This is a genomic window from Marinobacter sp. 3-2 (genome assembly GCF_003751355.1).
In the GTDB taxonomy this organism is placed as follows: Bacteria; Pseudomonadota; Gammaproteobacteria; order Pseudomonadales; family Oleiphilaceae; genus Marinobacter; species Marinobacter adhaerens.
Map to the genome: position 1 here is coordinate 1,022,161 of NZ_RJUQ01000013.1, position 22,724 is coordinate 1,044,884.

The window sequence follows — 22,724 nt, forward strand, 5'->3', positions numbered from 1 at the left end:
ATAGGCGGAATCGGTGCGTTTTTCATCGTGTGGGTGAAACTTGTCACGGCTTCTATACTGGGGGCACAGCCGTCCCAATCTTCCCTGTTCCCGATTCCGGGAATGCCTGTCAGGAGACCCTTGTATGGAAAAGCGAACCGTAGACGTTGCCATTATCGGAGCTGGAACCGCCGGTATGGTGGCTTACCAGCGCGTGCGCAAAGTAACCGACAAGGTTGTGCTGATCGAAGGCGGCCATTATGGAACCACCTGCGCCAGAGTCGGGTGTATGCCGAGCAAGTTGTTGATCGCGGCCGCCGACAACGCCCATCAGATGCAGCTTGGTGAGCTTTTCGGCGTGTCTGCCGGGGATATCAGGATCGACGGAAAGCGGGTGATGGAAAGGGTGCGAAGCGAACGGGACCGCTTTGTTGCTTCGGTGATTGATTCGGTCGAGAAGTTTCCGGATGCGCACCGCATTGAAGGCCACGCCCGGTTTGCCAGCCCGAATCGTCTGGTCGTCGACGGCAGTGTCGAGGTTGAGGCGGGGCGTATCATCATCGCCACAGGCTCCCGACCCAATGTTCCCGGGTTCCTGAAAGATGCCAAGGATCGGCTGGTTGTAAACGACGATATCTTCGAATGGCAGGATCTTCCCGATTCGGTGGCAGTCTTTGGCCCGGGGGTGATTGGTCTGGAATTGGGTCAGGCCCTGAGCAGGCTGGGCGTGCGTGTCCGTATGTTCGGGGTTGGCGGCTCGGTTGGTCCTATCCAGGATGAAACCATCCGGAATTACGCGCTGAAAACGTTTAACAAAGAATTTCCTCTGGATGCGGATTCGGATGTAAAGAAGGTTGAACGTGTTCAAGAGGGCGTTGCCATTACCTTTGAGAGTGGCAACGCCGATGCAAAGACGGAAACCTTCGATTACCTGCTGGCGGCTACCGGGCGTCGTCCCAACGTCGACGGGCTGGATATTCAGAACGCCGGTATTGAGCTGGATAAAAAGGGAGCGCCGCTGTTTGATCCCCATACCCTGCGTTGTGGCCAGAGCCACATATTTATCGCAGGCGATGCCAATAACAGTCTGCCGCTGTTGCATGAGGCAGCCGACGAGGGCCGGATCGCGGGCGACAACGCTGGGTCATACCCGGATGTGCGAACCGGGCTTCGCCGCACGCCGTTGGCCGTGGTCTTCACCGATCCGCAGATTGCGACGGTGGGGCTGACGATTCACCAGGTTGATGAGCGCTGCCGCGGCTGTTTCGCCGTTGGACAGGTGTCCTTCGAGGATCAGGGTCGCAGTCGGGTTATCGGCAAGAACCGGGGCCTGCTCAGAGTTTATGGAGAACATGGAAGCGGTCTGTTCATGGGCGCAGAGATGTTTGGCCCGGCCGCGGAGCATATTGCCCATCTGCTCGCATGGTCTGCCCAGCGAAGGCTGACCGTCACCGAGATGCTGGAAATGCCGTTCTATCATCCGGTTATCGAAGAAGGTCTGAGGACCGCACTCAAGGACCTGAACCGCAACCTCAGCATCGGACCGGCGCCAGAGGAGGGGTGCACCGATTGCGGGCCGGGTGTCTGAGCCGGCCCTTAAAAGGAATCAACAGATATGAGGCCTCGCCTCGCTCAGCGTTCCCTCTGGAACCCTTGTATTTCGCTGGCGCCGCGCCCAGATCTTTTCGTGGAAGAAATAGGCAACCGTGTTGATGGCCGGTTCCACCATGGCTATTAGGCTTCCGATGAGCAGGTCACCAGTGAGCAGGTAAGCCACGGTAAAAGCGACGGTAAAATGGGTGAGGGCGAACGTTACCGTCTTGATCAGCGACTGGTCGCCATTCGTGCCATGGTTGTGTACGAATAGTTTTAACGCGCTCATGATTGTCTCCGGTGTCGTTCTTTAATGTGATCATTAGACGCCGGGTGAGAATGATTGTTAAATGAAATGTATTGAGATGATTGATAGGTTAGAGCTATCTTTATTTCTTCTTCTATAGGGTCATGCATCGCTCCTATCATCGAGATTAGCAAACTAAACTTCCTGACGACCGCCGATCAGGCGTATATTCATATATAAACCTGTTATATAACCGCCAAGGAGAAGCGTTATGGGTAAGAATTTCATTGGTCTTGATACCGAGAAAACGGCAAAGCTTGCTGATTCCCTGAATGATCTGCTGTCCAACTATCAGATCTTTTATATGAATGTTCGCGGCTATCACTGGAACATCAAAGGCGACAACTTCTTTGAGCTGCATGTAAAGTTCGAGGAGCTCTACGACGATCTGCTACTCAAGATCGACGAGATCGCAGAGCGGGTTCTGACGCTCGGCCATCGCCCGGCTCATGCCTACAGTACCTACATAGAGCGTTCGGAAGTGCCGGAGCGAAAAGATGTTTCCGACGGCAAGGAAGCGATGGACAACATCGTTGAAAGTTTTGCCAAGCTGATTGGCAAACAGCGGACACTGCTCAGTCTGGCCGGTGAAGCGGACGACGAGGGTACCGTTGCCCTGATGAGCGACTATATTTCCCAGCAAGAGAAGACGGTGTGGATGTATCGCAGCTACCTCGGTCACTGAGCCGAGTGCGCTGAATGAATGGCGACCCTGCGGGGTCGCCATTTTTTTGTCGCTGCAATGCGTTTGTCATCAGATTGTCTTCTGTCTGACGCAGTTATGTCACCTTGCCTCAATAACGTGTGTCGTGAACCAACACACTTTAAAAGACGAGGCGAATATGGAACTGCGTAAATCCCTCCTTGGTACCGCCATACTGGCAACAGTTCTCGGCCTTGCCGGCTGTGACGGCGACGACGGCACAGACGGTGCACCTGGCACCAGTCAGACGCTCATTGAGCTGAATGTGGTGGGCTCCTATCAGGCGGAAGGAGAGGTTTTTGACGAGAGTGCTGCCGAGATTGTCGCCCACGACCCCTCGAATCAGCGACTATTCGTAGTGAATGCCCTCGCCAGTACGATCGATGTGCTCGATATCAATGATCCAGCGATGCCTGTGAAACTGAGCACGATTGACGCCACAGCTGAGGGTGCTGCTGCAAATAGCGTCGCGGTTTATGGTGATCTTGTGGCAGTGGCCATTGAAGCCGAGAACAAGCAGGCAAATGGCAAGGTTGTGTTCTACAACAGCACGGACCTCAACAAAGTTGGTGAAGTTGTGGTTGGCGCGCTGCCCGACATGGTGACCTTCACGCGGGATGGCATGAAAGTGCTGGTTGCCAACGAAGGCGAGCCGAGTGACGACTATAGCGTAGATCCTGAAGGCTCAGTCAGCATTATTGATCTGTCCAACGGCGTAGCGTCTGCCACCGTGACCACCGCCGATTTCACCGGTTTCAATGCTGACCAGGCCGACCTGGTAACTGCGGGCCTGCGGGTCTTCGGCCCAGACGCCACACTGGCCCAGGACATGGAGCCGGAATACATAGCCGTTTCCATCGACAACACCAAAGCCTGGGTAGCCCTGCAGGAAAATAACGCCGTGGCCGAACTGGACATCGCTGCCGGTGAAATCACGGCCATCGTGCCGCTTGGCTTCAAGGACCACAGCATCATCGGCAACGAACTGGACGCCAGCAACCGTGACAGCGGTATCAACATTCGCAACTGGCCAGTGAAAGGCATGTACATGCCCGACGCCATCGCAAGCTACGGCTACAACGGTAAAACCTACTACATCACCGCCAACGAGGGTGATTCGCGGGATTACGATGGCTGGACCGAAGAATTCCGCATGGGCGACCTGACCTTGAACCCAGCCGGTGAGCTGGCGGCCATAACCAATCTGTTGGAAGACGAAAACCTGGGTCGTCTCAACACCACCTCCACCATGGGCATCAGCAACGGCTGCAACCCATCACAGCTGCCCGCTGAACTCGGCGACCTGAACGGTGACACCAATGTGGACGTGGACGACGTCAAGTTCTACGTGGAAAACAGCTGCGAATACGACACCCTGTACAGCTATGGGGCACGCTCATTCAGTATCTGGAGCGCTGACGGCCAGCGTGTTTTCGACAGCGGCAGCGAATTCGAACGAGTCACCGCTAGCCTGATCCCCGACAACTTCAACGGCAACAATGACGAAAATTCCTTCGACAATCGATCGGACGACAAGGGCCCTGAGCCGGAGGCGGTGGCCGTAGGCATAATCAATGGCCAGACTTTCGCGTTTATTGGATTGGAGCGAGTTGGCGGCATCATGGTCTACAACGTTACTAATCCCCAGAATCCGGAGTTTGTCCAATATCTGAATAATCGAGATTTTTCGGTATCCCAGGCGGATCTGGAGGCGGGTATGGCCGGTGATCTTGGACCGGAAGGCCTGGCGTTCATTTCTGCGGATGACAGCCCCAGCGGTAAGCCAATGCTGGCGGTTGGCAACGAAGTGAGCGGCACCACGACGCTGTACAGCATCGACGGAATTGAACTGACTGCAAACTGAGTTCTGACCCTGAAATAAACCCGGAAGCATCATGATAGGTGCTCCCGGGTTTTGCTTTTCGCCTCAGACAGCAACTTTCAACGGTGGCACCTCCTGGTGCAGGAACCACTTCTCTGTAACCACCTTGCGGGTAAACCAGTGGGAGCGCATCAGGCTGCTGGCCAGAGGCATCTTGACCCAGTCAGGAACCTGCCAGCCCTGGTCTGGCTCGGAGGCGCGAGTGCCGAAGCGTTCGGCAATGGCATCACCGTAAATCTGCAGGGAGGAGGCTGAGTAGTCGGTGGCCTCGCCGATCACATCGGCTGCCAGAAGGGCGGATTCGATCGCCGGCCGGATACCCTCGCCACTCTGGGTGTAGGCGAGGCCAGCGGCGTCGCCAATCAGCATCACACCGTCGTCCACCAGGGGTCTGTCGGCATGGGCGTAGAGCAGATAGGCGTGGCCCTTGAAGCGTCCGGGCAGGTCTTGTGGAATCCGGCCGGTGGATTTCATTTCCTCAACAAACGCTTCCAGATGCCCTGTCAGTTTGTGGTTGTCTTCCCGGCCCAGGCCAATATTCAGGAAATTGCCCTTACGGAACACCCAGGCATAGCCCTTCAGGTCCCGACAGAACCAGAGTTCGGGCGTATCGCCCCGGGCCAGGCAGGCTGAAGCCTGGTCCGGTGTCATTTCAAATTCAACCTCTTTGGCCGCCACAACGGTTTCATGGCCACCGGGGCCATCCCCCAACAATCGCGCAACCGGGCAGAAGTGACCGCCGGCACCGACAATAAGAGGCGCTTCCCAGGTGTCATTGACGACCCAGTTGCCGTCTTTACGAACGATGGATTTGACCGGCGTGGCCAGCTGTTTCGGAGCGTTGACGCGGCTGAGCAGGTAGTCGTCAAATTCACACCGGCGAATACCATAGCTGACTACGTCACCGTGATCGTTCTCCACGGCCGGCTGGCCCATCATCCCGATGCGAAACCGCCGGATGGGTTGCAGGGTTCGTCCGCGGGAGTATTCCTCCGGGTCAATGTTCAGGGTCTCCATCACGGCAGGCGTAACCCAGCCTGCGCAGGTTTTGTCCCTGGGGAAGTTCTGTTTATCAATGATCAGCACTTTTTTGCCGCTGTTTTCGAGGGCGCTGGCCAGGGTGGATCCGGCAGGGCCGGCCCCAACGATGATCAGGTCGTAGTAGTCCATCAGGCCTCCTCGGGTGCCGCAGGAAAGTCGTAAAGATCCCGTCTGTTCCGGGGAAGTTGGTTATTGTCGCCATGGCTGAAGACCACCTGGAACAGCTGCAGAGAACCTGCCCGGAAGGCGGCGATGGAACCGGCCAGATACATGCGCCAGGCCCGGGTGAAGTGGCCGTCGTACATGGCAGTGACCTTGTCCTCGTTCTGGTTGAAGCGCTCCATCCAGTGACTCAGGGTCTGGGCGTAATGCAGGCGCAGGTTCTCGACGTCCAGGACTGAAAAATCGCCGTGCTCACAGATCTGCATGAATTCGCCGATGCTCGGCGGATAGGCACCCGGGAAGATGCGTTTCTCGATCCATGCGTTCATCAGCATCGGGCGGTTGCGGCCAATGCTATGCAGCAGGGCAATGCCGTCAGGCTTGAGGCTGCGTTTGATCAACTCGGACAGGGCCTCGTAATTCTCCTTGCCCACGTGTTCGAGCATGCCGATGGATACGAAGGCGTCGTATTGCCCGCTGATGTTTCGGTAATCGTCCTCGATATACTCCACCAGATGATCGAGCTCCTGCTTGCGAGCTTCTTCGCGGGCAAACGCGAGCTGTTCCCTGGAGATGTTGTAGGAATGGACCTTCACGCCGTAATTGCGGGCCATGTAGCGGGCCAGGCCACCCCAGCCGCAGCCGGCCTCGACCACCGTCATGCCTGGCTTTAACCGGAGTTTGCGGCAAACGTGCTCGAGTTTGGCTAACTGGGCCTGTTCAAGGCTCAGATCCGGCGTCTCGTAGTAGGCGCAGGTGTACTGCATTTCGGCGCTGTCCAGCCAGAGCTGATAGAACTCGTTGCCCAGATCATAGTGATGGTGAATGTTTTCCTTGGCTTCCGGGATGCCGGTGGATCGGGGGTTGTGGTTGCGCCACAGGGCCTCCAGCCATTTCGGCCACTTCTGACGCGCCTGGTGAACGGACCGGTAGAGGGTTTCCATCAGGTCCGGCAGGTCACCTTCCACCTCCAGGCGACCGGCGCTGTAGAGGTCTCCGAACGCCAGGTTGGGATTGGTTACCAGCGCGTAAAGGGCTTTGGGGTCGGTCAGATGCAGGGTGAACTGCGCGTGTTGGCCCTCCGGTTCGATCACATCGCCGTTCCAGAGCCGGAAGCGCAGCGGCGGTGATCCCGCCATCCGCATGAGCTTGGCGATCAGCCAGCGCTCGTAAGTGTGCGGTGACCGGTCCACGTGGGTATTTTCCAGTGGCAGGGTCAGAACATGGCTTTTGGATTCTTGCCCGTTGTCACGGGTTTTCTGGGCAGTGCTCTGGTTCATGGACTCCGCTCTCCCTTGATAACCTCAACATCAATGTTTTTGTCGATGCGCGCGCGCCAGGGTTCCCGAATACCAGTCTGAGAATCGCCGGTTGTCCGTTCAGTATAGAAAACAGTGAGATTTTGTCAGGTTGGCTGAAAATAGAGGAAAACTATTGGAAGGATAGCGAAGAGCGAAAATAGGCGGATAAAAAAATGCCGGGCCCAGGGCCCGGCATTATTCGGGTCAGTATGAGGAGCTCATACCAAACCATTCAGGGAAAATCACAATCAGCGCCAGCACGAACATCTGTATCAGGATGAAGGGCAGTACGCCTTTATAAATATCGGTCGTTCGCACTCCCGGCGGTGCGACGCCTTTGAGGTAGAACAACGAGAACCCGAACGGTGGCGTCAGAAAGCTCGTTTGCAGGTTCATGGCGATCAGGATGGCGAACCAGAGCATGTTGATGCCCATAGCTTCCGCCACCGGGGCAAGGATCGGCACGATGATGAAAGAGATTTCAACGAAGTCGATGAAGAAACCCAATACCAGAATGACCACCATGGCCAGAATGATGAAGCCCCACTTCTCGCCGGGCAGCTGGAGCAGCCACTCTTCCAGCAGATAGTCGCCGCCGGTGTAGCTGAACACCATGGAGAAGGCTGTTGCACCGATCAGGATCGCGAAGACCATGGCGGTCACCTTGACCGTATCCTTGGATGCATCCCATACCATCTTGAAGGAAAACTGGCGGTAGATGATGGCCAGAACCACGGCGCCAACGCCGCCCAGAGCGGATGACTCGGTTGGCGTGGCAATGCCGGTGAAGATCGAGCCCAGAACCACCACAATCAGTGCCAGCGGCGGGATGATCGCCAACAGCGCATTGAAAACTTCCTTTTTACGGGAAACGCCTGGCTCATCCGGCATGGCCGGCGCGGTTTCAGGTTTCAGTCTGGTCAGCACCAGGATGTAGATGATGTAGAGCCCCACCAACACAACGCCGGGCCAGACCGCGGCCTTGAACAGATCCCCAACCGGAAGGCCAAGGACATCGCCCAGAATAATAAGGATGATGGATGGCGGCACGATCTGACCGAGGGTGCCGGACGCACAGATGGTACCGGTGGCCAGTCTCTTGTCGTATTTATGCGCCAGCATGACCGGCAGCGAGATCAGACCCATGGCAACCACGCTGGCGCCTACAACACCGGTAGAGGCGGCCAGCAGTGCACCGACCAGAATCGTCGAGATAGCCAGGCCACCGGGCAGGCCACCGAACAGACGGCCCATGGAGGTCAGCAGTTGTTCCGCCAGCCTGGTGCGTTGGAGCACCACGCCCATGAAGATAAACAGCGGTACTGCCATCAGAACGGTGTTCTGCATCACGCTCATGATGCGATAGGGCATGAAGGCAAAGAGATCCATGCCCTCGGCGAAAATTCCGAAAAACAGCGCAACGCCACCGAAGGTGAATGCAACCGGGAAGCCCAGCATCAGCATCAGCAGGGCCACACCGAACATAATCATACCGATCATGCGAGGCCTCCTCCGCTGTGTTCACCTTCATACTCCTTGTCCCCCGCCATCACTCGTACGGCGTAAGTCGCCATATTGAGGCCGGCAATACCGATGAAGACGGCACTGACAGGGATAACCGATTTGATAATCCAGCGGTGCGGCAGCCCGCCCGGATCACCGCTACCTTCACCCATGCTGTAAGAGTCGAGGGCGAAATCGTAGCCGTAAATGCCGATCAGGTAAGCGAAGGGAATGACGAAAATGAAGGCGCCAACAAGGTTGACCCAGGCCTTGGCCTTGTTGCTCCATTTGGTATAGAAAACGTCGACCCGAACATGACCATCCGTGCGCAATGCGTAGGGAATACCCAGCAGGAACACCACAGAATAGAGGTGCCACTCCATTTCCTGCATGCCGATTGAAACGTTGTTAAAAGCGTATCGGGCCACTACGTCGTAGAAGACGTTGGCTGCCATCAGTATCATCGCGACACAGGCAACCCAGCCACAGAAGATGGACAGCCGGGCAAGCCCGTCGTCCAGTTTGATAATCCACCGCATTGATGATCCCCCGCCAGACGGACTGGCGCTTTTATCCGTTGCTATAAACGACAAAACCGGGATCACTCAGAGAGCGATCCCGGCTCCGTTAAAGCCTATATCTTACTCGACTTCGGCCATGGTGTTGAGGTAGGCGCGCTCAGAAATGTCTGTGTAGGCGCGGCTCTTCTCAAGGTAGTTCTGCTGGGATTCGATGATCTTCGCAGCCATTTCACTACCTTCAGCGGCTTCATCCAGCAGCTTTTCGTTGGCAGCGTACATAGCGTCGAACACGTCATCCGGGAACTGTTTGATCTGTACGTTCGGATACTCTTCCTTGATGTTGGCCCAGGCTTCAGCGTTAGCGTGCTGTGATTGAACCAGCATGTCGTAGGAAGCAGTGCGCATGGCAACGCGCATGATTTCCTGCAGGTCCGCCGGCAGCTTGTCCCAAACCCGCTTGTTCACCAGGAACTGGAGCTCGGTCGCAGGCTCATGCCAGCCGGTGTAGTAGTAGTCGGCGATCTGCTGGAAGCCGAGACGCAAGTCCAGGGCAGGACCTACCCACTCAACCGCATCGATGGTGTTGCGCTCCAGGGCAGTGTAAAGCTCGCCCGGGGCGATGTTGGTCGGGTTAACGCCAACTTCTGCGAACACTTCACCGGCAAAGCCGGGGATGCGCATTTTCAGACCCTTCAGGTCGTCAATGGAGTTGATTTCCTTGCGGAACCAGCCACCCATCTGAACGCCGGTGTTACCACCCGGGAACGACAGCATGTTGTGCGGCTCGTAGACTTCCTGCATTAGCTCCATGCCACCGCCGTGGTAGAACCAGGCGTATTGTTCCATGGCAATCATGCCGAATGGCATGCTGGTGAAGAACAGGGTCTCGGGAACCTTGCCTTTCCAGTAGTAGGATGCGGAGTGGCCCATGTCGTACTGGCCAGCCTTGACCATATCAAACACGCCCAGCGGGGCTTTGTGCTTGTTGGCGGAATCGATGCGGACTTTCAGGCGTCCGTCAGACATTTTCTCGACGGTTTCGGCAAAGCGCTTGGTGGTGTCACCGAAAATCGGGAAGTTTGGCCCCCAGGTTTCTGCAAGGCGGAGTGTGAAGGTGTCTTGGGCGAGCGCCTGCGAGGAGGCAAAGGTTGTTGCCACAGCCAGCACAGCCGCGGAAAGAACAGAACGGATCTTCATTGCTCTTCTATCCTCTTATCTTTTTTGTGGGTCGAGCGTCTCCCCTTTTGGGGAAAATCACTCTCAATGCTAGTTCACGTTAGCAATTATCGTTAACAAACGAAATCAAAAACCGCTTGGTGTACGACCTTGGTCGTACGGCGGATCAGATGTCGTCCATGCGGCTGATCTGGCTCGACAGTCGCATGGCCTCGTGCTCTTCGAGGGAAAGCAGATCCTCAAGCAAGGCCTTGGCCTCGGGAATCTCTGCCTTGCCAATCAGGGAATCGTAGAGATCCATCACCTGGTCGTGGAACTGGAAGATTTCCCTGGCAATATCCTGAAAGCTCATTGACGCGTAGTGCGTGTAGGAGTCGGCACTGGCCCTGATCGGTTTGTGGTTCAGGTAGTCGTACATGCGGGTATTAAGAGCCTTTGGATCTGCCTGTTTCTCGAATTCCCGTACGGCTTTCTCGAGAATGGTTTCGTGGCTGGAAACGTAGTCGAGGAGGGCGCTGGCTCGCTCGTCGTTGTTGAGCTTGGCGGACTCTTTCAGGCACCTTGCAAGATGCGCGTGCAGTTGCCTCGTCCATTCGATGAGATCCTCGAACGTTTTTATTTCCATTGATTTGCTCCTTGTCGGGCAGTTCGGTTGTAGTTGGCTTTACTGGTAAGTCTAGTCAAACTTGGAGGTTACAGGGTACCTGAACCGGGCCCGGGAACCAGCGGAGCGGAAATCGGCCATGGCAACGACACTCGGCATCATTGAAGGATTTTACGGCCCCATGTGGACCTGGCAGGAGCGGCGGCAACTGGTTCGCACCCTGGCGCCTCATGGTTACGGATTTTATCTCTATGCCCCGAAGGCGGATGTTTTTCTGCGTCGGAAGTGGCAGCAGCCGCACCCGCCGGCGATGGCCGCGGAGCTGGCCGATTTCTCGCGCTTTTGCCGTAGCGAAGGCGTTCGTTTTGGTGTCGGCCTGAGTCCGTTCGAGGTGTTCAACCGGTTTGACGACGAGGCCAGGGCGGCGCTGGCAGAAAAACTCGCCCTGCTGGAGCGCATCGGGATAGATGAGCTGGCGATTCTGTTCGATGACATGCGGTCAGACACTCCGGACCTTGCCGGTACCCAGACGGACATTGTGCACTGGGTCCGTGACCGTACTTCAATCAAACAGCTGAGTGTCTGTCCCAGCTATTATTCCGATGATCCGGTTCTCGACCGCGTGTTCGGGGAGCGTCCGGCGGATTATCTGGAGACGCTCGGGCGCAAGCTGGACCACTCGGTGAACGTGTTCTGGACCGGAGAGGAAGTGTGTTCCCGGGAAGTGTCACCCGGCCATCTGAAACGTGTCGGAGACCTGCTTGGCCGCAAGCCGGTGCTCTGGGACAACTACCCGGTCAACGACGGCGACCGGATGTCGCAACATCTGCACCTGCGAGCCTTCACCGGGCGACCGGCGGCCAACGCGGCGCACCTTGCCGGCCATGGTATCAATCCGGCCCTGCAGCCAACGCTGACGGCCATCCCGGCTATCACGCTGGCGGAGTCCTACCGCCTGGGACCCTCCTACCAATACGGCCAGGCATTCCGCCATGTCGCCCGCGAGGTGCTGGGCAGGGAGTTGGCAGCGCAGCTGCATTCGGATTTACTGGTGCTGCAGGACGCTGGCTTGGGCCGGATCAGTGATGAAAAGCGCCAGAGCCTTCAGCATACCTACGATGCCTTTGACCACCCTGCAGCCAACGAGATTCTGCGCTGGCTGGCGGGTGAATATCAGGTGACCGATGAGATGGTGGCCACGCAGTAGGCGGTTGGGCTAGCGAAGGTAATATTCGACGGTTGAGACTACCCGGACGGTTTTTACCGGCTGTTGCTGTTCCATGATGCCCGGCGCCTGATCCCGGGCCAGAATCTGGAAAACGCCCTGATTGGCACGTCGCAGCCCCCCGAGTTCTGCTTTTGCATCCTGGGCGAACTGGTCGGCAGCTTCCCGGGCCGATGCCGTGGCCTCGGCAATCATCTCCGGCTTGATGTCGTTGAGCCCGTTAAATACGTACGTCGGGCCGGACGGGCCGTAGTCCGAAGACAGGACCACTCCGGAGTCCACCAGTTCACTGACACCCTGGGCTGCCTGCCGGATTCGGTCGATGTCAGTACTGCGCACCATCAGCGTCTGGCTGATGATGAACTTCTGCTCTCCGTTGTTGGCCTGGTAGGGGTTAGCCCGGGTATCGGTGACATCCAGGCGCTGGAGTTCGACCGCATTCTGGTCAATGGCCTGTAGTTTGAGGAACGCCATGATCGCGTCCCGGCTGCTTCTGGCCCTTTCCTGGGCTTCACTCAGTGACGCACCGGTGGCGACAAAGCGGATCGGCCACAGGGCCAGATCGGCATTCACTTCCCGTTCAGCCACACCTTTAACGGTCACGTAGCGGTCGCCTGTGCGCAGATCGGTCAGGCCATTGCCAATCAGGGCGGCAGAAATGATGGCACTGACGCCGAGAATCACTGAGGCAAAAAGTTTCATGGGGTGTCCCTGTATTACGTCACCGGAATGTTCCGGAAAGCACCCGGTGTCTGGCTGCTATCCTGAGATCATTGTCAAGATTAGCGTTTCACGCCCCAAGCGAAAAGGAAGGAAACATGACGGTTGTGAAAGTTGAGTGCATCAGGGGAAACATTGCTGAACAGCAGGATATGGATGTGATCGTCAATGCCGCCAACGCCGAACTGTTGCCAGGGAGTGGCGTGGCAGGCGCCATACACAGCGCCGCCGGACCGGGGCTGGCAGAGGAATGCCGGGCTCTGGCGCCGATCAGGCCGGGGCAGGCAGTTATCAGCTCGGCTCACGAGCTGCCAAACCAGCACGTAATCCATTGTCTGGGGCCGGTTTACGGGGTCGACGAGCCATCCGACCGTTTGCTGGCTGAGTGTTTCAGAAATGCCCTATTGCTGGCAGATCGGCATAAGCTGGGGTCCATCGCTTTTCCTGCCATCTCCACCGGGGTTTTCGGCTATCCACTGCAGAATGCGGCGGCAGTGGCCATGAAGGCGGTGTCTGACACGCTGACGGAGCTCAACTCTGTTCGCCTTGTCCGGTTTGTGCTGTTCAGCGACGAGGACCGGAAGGTGTTTGAACAGGCTCTTGAGTTGGAATCGGGCCTGTCAGGCCGGTAGCCGGCTGTTTCAGTCACAGCTTTTGTCGGTCGAGCGGCGGAAGCGGGCTGTCATCGCCTCGCGTTCCCGCTGGGCATCCCGGAATTCGTCGGGCAGAGGCTGGATAAAGTAGATGAAATCACCCTTGGCGCGATTATTATCCAGGGGCGCTTCGTTGACCTCCGAAGGCCAGAACACCGGGCTTACGACGGCAACCGAGATTTCCGGCGCACGCTGTTTCAGAAGTGCCACGGTGCCCAGGTTATTTTCACTGTGAAAGGTGCCAGTCACGTGCAGTACCTGGTGCTCCGGGTGCTCTGTCCGCGCCTGAAGAATACGTGTCGCCATGGTGTTGTCCCTGAGCAACTGGGCCTTGTAGGTGTTGTCCATCCGCTCGCTCATGGTGTCGTCTGCCTGGTGGCTGGCACCGATGGCCGCCATGAACTTTTCCCGGTATTCCGGGGTGTCCATGAAGGGGGTGGCGGGTAATTTCTGTCTCAAGGTGTCTGAAATACGGTCGAGATAGCCCGGGCCCTTGCGGCCAACGCAGCGGACCACGTCGGCCGGCGCATTGGACGCGATCACCGGAAGGTCGTGCCGGCGTGCAAATTCCATCAATGGACGATAGGAGGCACGGTAATTATCCCAGGCTTCGGCGTCTTCGATCATTTCGGTTTCGCCCGTCTCTCCCCGCAGATAACGGTTCAGCTCGTCCTGACGATCCAGGTTGAACTGCTCCATGCTGAGAATCTGCTCCGGCCGCAGCCGAAACAGGGCGCTCTGAAGCCGGGATTGCAGAAGGTGTGAGCCATGGTGCCCGTGGTATTCCCCGACAACCACAACATCGACGTCTGCCAGTTGCTGCGCCAGTTCTTCCGGAGTCAGCGCGGTCTTGTTTGCCGGGTCTACCAGCAAGGCATCGTACTGGGTTTGCGGTGCCGAATTCAGTGTGTCGAGGGCTTTCGATGAAGGCATGGCAGTGCATCCGTTCAAAGCAGACAGAGTGGCAAACAGCAGGATTGGCGCGATAGGTTTCATGATAGTCTTTACGTAATGAACCCCGTCAGGATTTCTTTTTACGGTCTTCGCGCCAGTCCGTTCCCAGTCTTTCTTCCACGTATTCCCGAATGAACTGGCGCACTTTCTGGGATGGCGTCACATCTTCCTGCTTGCACAGTTCTTCAAAGGCGGCCTTTTTCTCGGGATCGATCAGCAACGTCAGGCGGGCAGTGCGGTTTTCCATTGGGTTTTTCTTTACCTCGGATGGTTTTCGATTATGTTAACTGTATTAACATTGAATGTAGATATAATGAGAATATAATTAGTTGTTAAAAGTTGCAATTAACGAGCCACTCATGCCGCATCGTGCCCACCTTTTTTCTCTCCGGATGGCCCACGCATTCCGGGAAGCGTGTATTGATGAGCCCTACCGGGGTCGCCGTTTCCTGCGCGATGTGATGGCCGGTTTGACGGTGGGCATTATTGCCATACCCCTGGCCATGGCATTGGCGATCGCCAGTGGTGTTGCACCCCAGTACGGCCTCTACACCGCCATTATTGCCGGGTTTGTGATCGCATTGACCGGTGGCAGCCGGTTCAGCATCTCCGGCCCCACCGCTGCTTTCGTTGTCATTCTATACCCCATCGCCCAGAGCTATGGGCTGGGCGGTCTGCTTTTGGCCACCTTGATGTCGGGCGTTTTGCTGATTCTGATGGCTCTGATGCGACTGGGTCGTTTTATCGAGTACATTCCAGAATCGGTAACCCTGGGGTTTACCGGGGGAATCGCCGTGGTGATTGCCACCCTGCAAATCCGGGATTTTCTGGGCCTTCAGGTTAGCGATATGCCCGAGCATTATTGGGACAAGCTGGCCCTGCTGGCCGGTGCGCTGCCGGAATTTGATGGTATGAGTGCCCTGGTGGCCGGTGTCACCCTTGCCTGCATGTTGCTCTGGCCACGCCTGAAAACCCCGGTGCCCCCGCATCTGCCAGCAGTGGTGATCGGAAGCCTGCTTGCGCTCTGGTTGAATGCCCAGGGTGCTGCTATCGATACCATTGGTTCAAGGTTCAGTTATCTCCTGCCGGACAGCACCGAGGGAGCGGGTATTCCGCCGTTCTTGCCGGAATTCGCCTGGCCGTGGCAGCAGGCAGGGGCATCGGGCGAGCCCGTCGGGCTGTCATGGTCGCTGGTCCGGGATCTGCTGCCGGCAGCCTTTGCCATCGCCATGCTCGGGGCCATCGAGTCCCTCCTGTGCGCCGTGGTGCTTGATGGCATGACTGGCAAACGCCACAGTGCCAACAGCGAGCTCATGGGGCAGGGCCTTGGCAACATCATCACGCCGTTTTTCGGCGGCATTACCGCCACGGCCGCCATCGCCCGCTCGGCGGCCAACTACCGGGCCGGCGCCGAGTCGCCGGTCTCCGCAATGGTGCATTCGCTGGTCGTTCTGCTGGCGCTGGTTTCGCTGGCGGGCCTGCTGGCGTATCTTCCCATGCCGGCCATGGCCGCCCTGCTGGTGATGGTGGCCTGGAATATGAGTGAGGCCCCCAAGTCCCTGCATCTTCTGAAAACTGCGCCGCGCAGCGACATCCTGGTTTTTCTCACCTGCTTTTCACTGACGGTATTGCTCGACATGGTGATTGCCATCACCACCGGCGTCCTGTTGGCGGCGGTCCTCTTCATGCGGGAAATGGCCCAGATGACCCGGGTTACAGATATCACCCAGGGCAAACGGATTGCAGAATCCCGGCTGCCCGATGGCTGGCAGGTGTTCAAGATTAACGGACCCCTGTTTTTTGCCGCTGCGGACCGGATTTTCGGGGAACTGGCAGTGCTCGCCCGGAACGCCCGCGGATTCATTCTGTACATGGACGGCGTGACGATTCTCGATGCCGGCGGGCTGTCCGCCTTGAACAAGCTTATTGCTACCTGTGAACGGGACGGTACACAGATTGTGATTGCTGATCTTCAGTTTCAGCCCTTGCGCACCCTCGCTCGTGCCGGCGTTGCGCCGATCGCTGGCGTTAGCCGCTATACTTCCTCCCTGGATGAAGCTTTGCGTCTGATCAGTTGCCCTGCGTCTGAAACTGATCGGGCTTCCGGATAAAAACGTGATTTCATCCGGTTCCGGATGGTCTACCCTGACGCGACGAAAATACTCTCTTCAAGAGGACTGCCATGCTGCCTTTCCGGCTGATCGACCGAGTCAAATTCATACTGGAACGCCAGCTCGTCAAAGGCGCGGGATTTCAGCTTCTCGTGGTCGGTGTCTTCATTGGCCTGATCTCGTTAATCGGTGGCCTGCTTGTGGTTCCCCAGGGCGGCGACTTCGAAGATCCGGGCTCGGCAATCTGGTGGGCGTTTCTTCGGTTGACCGATCCAGGTTACCTGGGTGACGACGTTGGCACCTGGCAGCGCTTTGTCTCGACCCTGCTGACTATCAGCGGCTATGTGGTGTTCATGGGCACTCTGGTGGCGATCCTGACACGGTGGTTGATCGCTAAAATGGCGGATCTTGAGAGAGGCCTTACGCCGGTTACGCTGAAGAATCATGTGGTGGTGCTGGGCTGGACCAGCCAGACCCTCCCGCTGCTCTCCGAGCTGTTGGGCTCCAGTGGCCGGGTGCGCCGTTTTCTGGAAAAGCACGATGCCCAGAAGCTCAATCTCGTGGTGTTGTCTGAGGAGGCTTCTGCAGCCCAGGTTCATGAGTTACGCACCGAGCCTGGTATCGGGCGCCGTGCCCGCCAGATCATCCTGCGATCGGGATCCGCAATCCAGCCGGATGCCCTGCACCGGGTGGCTTGCCTGGATGCAGCGGCGGTTATCGTGCCCAGCGCGGCCCACGAAGCTGGCAGCCTGGTTACGTCGGACGTGGAGACGGTCAAGGCGCTGCTGTCCATAGCCGCGCAGGCAAGGCATTTTCAGTCCTCGTTGCCGTTTGTGGTGGCCGAGATCCAGGACGTCCGCAAACTCCCGGTGATAGAGCGGGCCTACCCCGGGGCCGTGGAGGTCGTGGCCGGCGATGCCACCATCAGTCGCCTGATGGTGCAGAACATCCTTCATCCCGGCCTGTCTGAAGTGTTCAACGAGCTGCTGACAGCCGGTGAGGGTAACGAGATCTATATCCGCGGAGGCGAGTCGCTGGCTGGCATGACGCTCGGCGAGCTGGCGGCCGCCCGGCCCGAAGTTATCGTGCTGGGGCTGCTGAAGCCGGGCAGTTCAGGATGGGACGTCCAGTTGCTGGCGCCCTCAGACTCACCCATTGCATCGGCTGATCGGGTGGTCATCATGGCCCGGGATTACTCCGAGACCGAGCCGAATCCCAAAAAGGCACCCTTGCCTGCCTTGGTGAGGGGGCAGGCGGTACGGGTTGAGCGGCCCGTGGACCAGATGAATCATCGGGTTCTGGTGTTAGGCTGGAACCGACGCGTGCCCAGCCTGATCGCGGAGTTCCTCAGCTATGGCCACCGTCATTTTGAGGTGGATCTGGTCTCCGTGGTTCCCAAAGCCGAACGGGAACAGGCCATTGCACGCTATGTCGATAATTCGGGCCGCCTGACCTGTCGGCATATCGAGGCGGACTACATGGTGGAGGGAGAGCTGCGCCGGATAGGGCCGGCGGGCTACGATACCGTGATCCTGCTGAGCAGTGACCGGCTGGCTTCTGGTGAAGAGGCCGATGCCCGCGCGATGGTGGGGTACCTGCAGCTTGAGGACATCCTGGCCGATTTTGCCCGGAGGCCTCAACTGATCATGGAGTTGAGCGCCCCCGACAACCGGCACCTGCTGGATGGGCATCAGAGCGAGATGATGATCAGCCCCATGATTCTCAGTCACGTTCTGGCGCAGGTAGCGTTGCGGCGCGAGCTTCGCATCGTGCTGGATGAGCTGTTCACCGTTGGCGGTGCCGAGATCCAGTTCCGGGATCCGGCGGATTACCCTTTGCCCGCCAGTGCGACGTTTCAGGTGCTGGAAAAAACGGTGGCTGCCGAAGGTGAACTGGCACTCGGGATATTTCGGCACCGTGCCAATGAAAGCGGGCGCCACCTGCAGCTGAACCCGCCCCGCAAGGACTACCTTGAGTTACAGCCGGGTGACCGGTTGGTGGTGCTTTGCCTGACCTGAATGCCGGTCAGTCGATGCTGTCGAGCAGGGCCGCCATGATGTCGTCCATGACCACAAAGCCTTTGAGATCATTGTCGGCCAGCACCAGAAGGCGCTTTACCCGGTATTTGCTCATCAGGCTGGCAGCGTGTCGGACGTTCAGATTCTCGCCAACGCTGATGACAGGCTTGGCGCAGGCGTCGTAAACGTTCAGAAGGTCGATGTCGCCGTCTTCGGCAATAACCGTTTTCAGCACGTTGGTATAGGTGATCAGACCCCAGGCATCGTGCTCGCTCGTTTTCTCCACCACCAGCGATTTCACAGAGTGCTGTTTCATCTGTGACAGCGCCTCACGGATGCTGGCAAACGGAGAGATGGTCATTACATCCCGCACCATCACATCTTTGACCAGTTTCATGGCTGTTCTCCGGTTACAGTGAATCTTTCAGATGTTGTTCGAATTTTGCGACCTGGGACATGTCGATCCCGCCCAGGTGTTCCAGGGGAAGTGTGAACACCAGTCCCCTGGAATCGTTATGGTTGGGCATGAGTATTTTCTGGATAACCTTCAGAATATCGAGCGAGAGGCCCTTCTCCAGCACCATCAGCAGAACGCTTTGGCTGCCGTCGTAGGTCAGGCCGAAGAAGGTTTTTTTCGCGGTGTTGCTGATGCCGCGGCCGGGAATCACCGTGATACCACCGGCGCCAAGGTCCCTCGCGGCATTAACGCAGTCCTGTTCCTGATCCTCTGGAACAATTGCTACCAGAACCGAAAATTTCATGAGTCTGTTTTCCTCTGCTTGGCAAGCATTTCAACAATGATGGCGTAGCCCATCACCGTCACGATCGGAAAGATGGAGGCGAAGGCAATCAGGCCGAACCCGTCGATCAGCACGTTACGGCCTTCAATGCTGCTGGCCAGACCAATACCCAGTGCGGTTACCAGAGGTACGGTAACCTCGGAGGTGGTAACCCCGCCAAGATCGTACGCCAGTGGGATGATGTATCTCGGGGCCAGCGCGGTCAGGATGATGACCAGAATATAGCCGCCAATGATGTAATGGTGAATGGAGTCGCCACTGATGATCCGGTGGACGCCGAGGGTGATCCCGACAGCGACCCCGACCGCCACGATAATCCTGATGGCATTGCCGTTTATGGTACCGGCCGCGGCCTGTTCCGCCTGGTGTCCGATTGCGATCAACGCGGGTTCGGCCATTGTGGTGGCGAACCCGATCATGAAGGCGAAGAGATAGACAAAGACGAAGCCCTCCATGCTCATCAGTTGCCGGGCCATACTGGTGCCGATCGGGAACAGGCCGAGTTTCAGACCGACCACGAAGGCATAGAGACCGAGCACCACCAGCGCAAACCCGAACAGGATCTTGCGCGGGTTGGTCAGCCCCCGGCGCAACACCAGGTACTGGAAAAAAAGGATGGTGATAATGATGGGAAGTACATCCCGGATCATGCCGGCAAGATCGAGCAGCATCGTCAGCAGAACGGGAGTCTGATCGGCGGTTCCATTGTGAACCAGGGTTGGCACCGTGGTCGGATCGGTGGTCACACCGGAATAGACGAAAATCCCGTAAAGCTGAACGGTAATCATGGGAACCATCACCGCGAGGGCAACCAGTCCGAAGCCGTCCAACAGGGGGTTTCGACCCCGAATGGAAGCCGCGAGACCAATGCCCAGGGCGGCAATCAGGGGAACGGTGACGATGTTGGTGGTCACGCCACCGGAATCGTAGGCAAGACCAACAATCTCGGGTGGCGCGAACCAGGTAATGATCACCACCACGATGTAACCGATGATCATGAACCAGTGCAGAGGGTAACCAAATATGGTTCTGAACACGCCCAGGGCAACGACGAGGCCAACGGAAACGGCCACCAGTATCCTGAGTGTCAGGGCCTTTATCTTGCCCTCGCTGATTTCCTCCGCCTGCTGGGCCACGGCAATCAGTGCCGGCTCTGCCACCACCGCAGAAAAGCCCATTGCGAAGCCGAACGAGAGCAGAACCGGCACAGAGCCCCTGCGGGCAAACTGATTGGACAGACTTTTGCCAACCGGGAAGATGCTCAGCTCAAGGCCCTGGAGGAACAGGGCAACGCCGACAGCCACGATCAGCAGACCCGCTGCCATCGCAAACGTGTTGTCCGGCATTTGCCGGAGAATAACAAGCTGGAAGAAGACAACGACGGCGATGATCGGAAACAGGTTCTTCAGGGCATGCACAAGGGAGTGGCTGAAAGCTCGCAGGTAGAACACTGTTTGCGCCTGATGGGGTCGGGTGATGCTTGCTCACTGTTAACAGTAACAATAGCCACTTTTCCGATGTTGATCCAACTCAAGAATAAGGGGTTCTTACCATTCATCAGGAAAATGCCGAAAATAGATCATATAAATTTCAATTATAAATTTGAAACCACTAAAGTAACCATCAACGTCAGCGCTTCGCTCAAAAAGTGAGCAGGTTGTTGGCTTCGGAAGTGGCTGTACGCTTCTCCGCATCGACTTAGAAAACCAACGTAGAAAGGATTGAGACCATGCCCTACGCACAAGACGTTGACCAGATCGCTTCCCTGTTGAAGCAGCACCCGACCTGGAACGCCATCAACCCGAAGCACGCCGCTCGCATGCGCGCCCAGAACAAGTTCAAGACTGGTCTGGACATCGCCAAGTACACCGCCAAGATCATGCGCGAAGACATGGCGAACTACGACAAGGACACTTCCCAGTACACCCAGTCCCTGGGCTGCTGGCACGGCTTCATCGGTCAGCAGAAGATGCTGTCCATCAAGAAGCACTTCGGCACCACCAAGCGTCGTTACCTGTACCTGTCCGGCTGGATGGTTGCTGCACTGCGTTCCGAGTTCGGTCCGCTGCCTGACCAGTCCATGCACGAGAAGACTGCCGTATCTGGCCTGATCGAAGAGCTCTACACCTTCCTGCGTCAGGCGGATGCCTGGGAACTGAACCACCTGTTCCGTGCCCTGGAAGAAGCCGAGAATGCTGGCGACAACGCCAAGGCTGAAGAGCTGATCAAGCAGATCGATAACCATGAAACTCACGTTGTTCCGATCATCGCTGACATCGATGCTGGTTTCGGTAACGCCGAAGCGACTTACCTGCTGGCCAAGCAGATGATTGAAGCCGGTGCCTGCTGCATCCAGATCGAGAACCAGGTCTCTGACGAGAAGCAGTGTGGTCACCAGGACGGCAAAGTAACTGTTCCCCACGCCGACTTCCTGTCCAAGATCAACGCCGTTCGTCTGGCGTTCCTGGAGCTGGGTGTGGACGACGGTGTTATCGTTGCCCGTACTGACTCCCTGGGCGCTGGCCTGACTCAGAAAATCGCCGTGACCAACGAGCCGGGCGATCTGGGCGACCAGTACAACAGCTTCATCGACGGTGAAGTGATCGAGAAGGCAGAAGACATCAACAACGGCGACGTTGTGATCAAGCAGAATGGTCAGCTGGTTCGTCCGAAGCGTCTGGCGTCTGGCCTGTTCCAGTTCAAGCCGGGCACTGGCGAAGACCGTGTGGTTCTGGATTGCATCACCAGCCTGCAGAACGGCGCTGACCTGCTGTGGATCGAAACCGAGAAGCCGCACGTTGGCCAGATTGCAGCCATGGTTAACCGCATCAAGGAAGTGGTTCCCGACGCCAAGCTGGTTTACAACAACAGCCCGTCCTTCAACTGGACTCTGAACTTCCGTCAGCAGGTATTCGACGCATGGAAGGAAGAAGGCAAGGACGTTTCTGCCTACGACCGCGCCAAGCTGATGAGCGAAGAGTACGACAACACCGAGCTGGGTCAGCTGGCTGACGAGTGGTGCTGTAACTTCCAGCGTGACGGTTCACGCGAAGCGGGTATCTTCCACCACCTGATCACGCTGCCGACTTACCACACCGCGGCCCTGTCTACCGACAACCTGGCCAAGGGTTACTTCGGTGACGAAGGCATGCTGGCCTACGTGGCTGGTGTACAGCGCAAGGAAATCCGTCAGGGTATCGCTACCGTTAAGCACCAGGACATGGCTGGTTCCAACATCGGTGACGACCACAAGGAATTCTTCGCTGGTGAAGCGGCCCTGAAGGCCGGTGGTAAAGACAACACCATGAACCAGTTCGGTTAATAGAACAGTTCAGTTGTCTCTTCCGGAGTAATCCGGAAGCCACAAAAACCCCGCCTCGGCGGGGTTTTTTCGTTGAGGCGAGGATATTTGGTGTATCGCTCGTGATGTGTTCGATACTGTAACCTGAAGAGAAACAAGCTCGGTGCCAA

General features: G+C 57.3%; 21 protein-coding genes. 8 read left to right on the forward strand and 13 right to left on the reverse strand.

Annotated features, from left to right (window positions below):
• Window positions 1-124: 124 nt before the first annotated feature.
• Entirely contained in the window at window positions 125-1,567 is a 1,443-nt protein-coding gene (locus EDB94_RS11945) for a dihydrolipoyl dehydrogenase (RefSeq protein WP_108018476.1), read from the forward strand.
• An 18-nt stretch (window positions 1,568-1,585) separates the two neighbouring features.
• Here EDB94_RS11945 and EDB94_RS11950 read toward each other — a convergent pair whose 3' ends face one another.
• Window positions 1,586-1,861 (reverse strand): DUF2061 domain-containing protein, encoded by a 276-nt coding sequence (locus EDB94_RS11950; protein WP_202945859.1) that lies wholly within the window; start codon window positions 1,859-1,861, stop codon window positions 1,586-1,588.
• 229 nt (window positions 1,862-2,090) lie between these two features.
• Between EDB94_RS11950 and EDB94_RS11955 the strand changes: the two genes are divergently transcribed.
• Window positions 2,091-2,564 (forward strand): Dps family protein, encoded by a 474-nt coding sequence (locus EDB94_RS11955; RefSeq protein ID WP_014578457.1) that lies wholly within the window; start codon window positions 2,091-2,093, stop codon window positions 2,562-2,564.
• Window positions 2,565-2,721: 157 nt separating this feature from the next.
• Window positions 2,722-4,446, forward strand: a complete 1,725-nt coding sequence (locus tag EDB94_RS11960; protein WP_108018477.1) for a choice-of-anchor I family protein — start codon at window positions 2,722-2,724, stop codon at window positions 4,444-4,446.
• Window positions 4,447-4,509: 63 nt separating this feature from the next.
• On the opposite strand, the gene EDB94_RS11965 is transcribed toward EDB94_RS11960, so the two are convergent.
• The 6 genes from EDB94_RS11965 to EDB94_RS11990 all read right to left on the reverse strand — a co-directional run bounded on the left by EDB94_RS11965 (window position 4,510) and on the right by EDB94_RS11990 (window position 10,793).
• Window positions 4,510-5,634: an NAD(P)/FAD-dependent oxidoreductase gene (locus EDB94_RS11965; protein WP_014578455.1), complete on the reverse strand. Its 1,125-nt coding sequence runs from the start codon at window positions 5,632-5,634 to the stop codon at window positions 4,510-4,512.
• Entirely contained in the window at window positions 5,634-6,947 is a 1,314-nt protein-coding gene (locus EDB94_RS11970; RefSeq protein WP_062786137.1) for a cyclopropane-fatty-acyl-phospholipid synthase family protein, read from the reverse strand. The genes EDB94_RS11965 and EDB94_RS11970 overlap by 1 nt, the downstream gene beginning before the upstream one ends.
• A gap of 225 nt (window positions 6,948-7,172) precedes the next feature.
• Window positions 7,173-8,468: a TRAP transporter large permease subunit gene (locus EDB94_RS11975; RefSeq protein WP_053113144.1), complete on the reverse strand. Its 1,296-nt coding sequence runs from the start codon at window positions 8,466-8,468 to the stop codon at window positions 7,173-7,175.
• Complete coding sequence (locus tag EDB94_RS11980) at window positions 8,465-9,010, reverse strand: TRAP transporter small permease subunit (RefSeq protein WP_008173316.1); 546 nt, start codon at window positions 9,008-9,010, stop codon at window positions 8,465-8,467. Before EDB94_RS11980 ends, EDB94_RS11975 begins: the two co-directional genes overlap by 4 nt.
• A 102-nt stretch (window positions 9,011-9,112) precedes the next feature.
• Complete coding sequence (locus EDB94_RS11985) at window positions 9,113-10,189, reverse strand: TRAP transporter substrate-binding protein (protein WP_014578452.1); 1,077 nt, start codon at window positions 10,187-10,189, stop codon at window positions 9,113-9,115.
• A gap of 145 nt (window positions 10,190-10,334) precedes the next feature.
• The gene (locus tag EDB94_RS11990) at window positions 10,335-10,793 is read right to left on the reverse strand and encodes a hypothetical protein (protein ID WP_062786140.1); all 459 of its coding nucleotides are present in this window, start codon (window positions 10,791-10,793) and stop codon (window positions 10,335-10,337) included.
• 118 nt (window positions 10,794-10,911) lie between these two features.
• Between EDB94_RS11990 and EDB94_RS11995 the strand changes: the two genes are divergently transcribed.
• Window positions 10,912-11,979 (forward strand): beta-N-acetylglucosaminidase domain-containing protein, encoded by a 1,068-nt coding sequence (locus EDB94_RS11995; RefSeq protein ID WP_041645662.1) that lies wholly within the window; start codon window positions 10,912-10,914, stop codon window positions 11,977-11,979.
• 9 nt (window positions 11,980-11,988) lie between these two features.
• Here the strand turns inward: EDB94_RS11995 and EDB94_RS12000 are convergent, their stop codons facing one another.
• Window positions 11,989-12,699, reverse strand: a complete 711-nt coding sequence (locus EDB94_RS12000; RefSeq protein ID WP_014578449.1) for an SIMPL domain-containing protein — start codon at window positions 12,697-12,699, stop codon at window positions 11,989-11,991.
• A gap of 116 nt (window positions 12,700-12,815) precedes the next feature.
• Here EDB94_RS12000 and EDB94_RS12005 point away from each other — a divergent pair, with 116 nt between their 5' ends.
• The gene (locus EDB94_RS12005; protein WP_108018478.1) at window positions 12,816-13,349 is read left to right on the forward strand and encodes a macro domain-containing protein; all 534 of its coding nucleotides are present in this window, start codon (window positions 12,816-12,818) and stop codon (window positions 13,347-13,349) included.
• A 9-nt stretch (window positions 13,350-13,358) separates the two neighbouring features.
• Here EDB94_RS12005 and EDB94_RS12010 read toward each other — a convergent pair whose 3' ends face one another.
• The gene (locus tag EDB94_RS12010; RefSeq protein WP_108018479.1) at window positions 13,359-14,303 is read right to left on the reverse strand and encodes a ChaN family lipoprotein; all 945 of its coding nucleotides are present in this window, start codon (window positions 14,301-14,303) and stop codon (window positions 13,359-13,361) included.
• Between the two features lie 88 nt (window positions 14,304-14,391).
• Entirely contained in the window at window positions 14,392-14,571 is a 180-nt protein-coding gene (locus EDB94_RS12015; protein ID WP_062786146.1) for a hypothetical protein, read from the reverse strand.
• A 112-nt stretch (window positions 14,572-14,683) separates the two neighbouring features.
• Here EDB94_RS12015 and dauA point away from each other — a divergent pair, with 112 nt between their 5' ends.
• Window positions 14,684-16,435, forward strand: a complete 1,752-nt coding sequence (gene dauA, locus EDB94_RS12020) for a C4-dicarboxylic acid transporter DauA (protein ID WP_108018480.1) — start codon at window positions 14,684-14,686, stop codon at window positions 16,433-16,435.
• 71 nt (window positions 16,436-16,506) lie between these two features.
• A complete protein-coding gene (locus tag EDB94_RS12025) occupies window positions 16,507-18,453 on the forward strand; it encodes a CASTOR/POLLUX-related putative ion channel (RefSeq protein ID WP_108018481.1) in 1,947 nt (648 codons plus the stop codon).
• A 7-nt stretch (window positions 18,454-18,460) separates the two neighbouring features.
• Here EDB94_RS12025 and EDB94_RS12030 read toward each other — a convergent pair whose 3' ends face one another.
• From EDB94_RS12030 to EDB94_RS12040, 3 genes are read right to left on the reverse strand one after another with little or no spacing between them, the layout of a single operon-like run.
• Entirely contained in the window at window positions 18,461-18,850 is a 390-nt protein-coding gene (locus EDB94_RS12030) for a CBS domain-containing protein (protein ID WP_014578444.1), read from the reverse strand.
• 13 nt (window positions 18,851-18,863) lie between these two features.
• Window positions 18,864-19,214, reverse strand: coding sequence for a transcriptional regulator (locus EDB94_RS12035; RefSeq protein ID WP_108018482.1), 351 nt, complete (start codon window positions 19,212-19,214; stop codon window positions 18,864-18,866).
• Window positions 19,211-20,704, reverse strand: coding sequence for a DUF1538 domain-containing protein (locus tag EDB94_RS12040; protein ID WP_053113140.1), 1,494 nt, complete (start codon window positions 20,702-20,704; stop codon window positions 19,211-19,213). Before EDB94_RS12040 ends, EDB94_RS12035 begins: the two co-directional genes overlap by 4 nt.
• Before the next feature lie 278 nt (window positions 20,705-20,982).
• Here EDB94_RS12040 and EDB94_RS12050 point away from each other — a divergent pair, with 278 nt between their 5' ends.
• Window positions 20,983-22,575 carry an isocitrate lyase gene (locus tag EDB94_RS12050; RefSeq protein ID WP_108018484.1) on the forward strand — a complete coding sequence of 531 codons (1,593 nt, stop codon included), beginning with the start codon at window positions 20,983-20,985 and terminating at the stop codon, window positions 22,573-22,575.
• Window positions 22,576-22,724 lie beyond the last annotated feature (149 nt).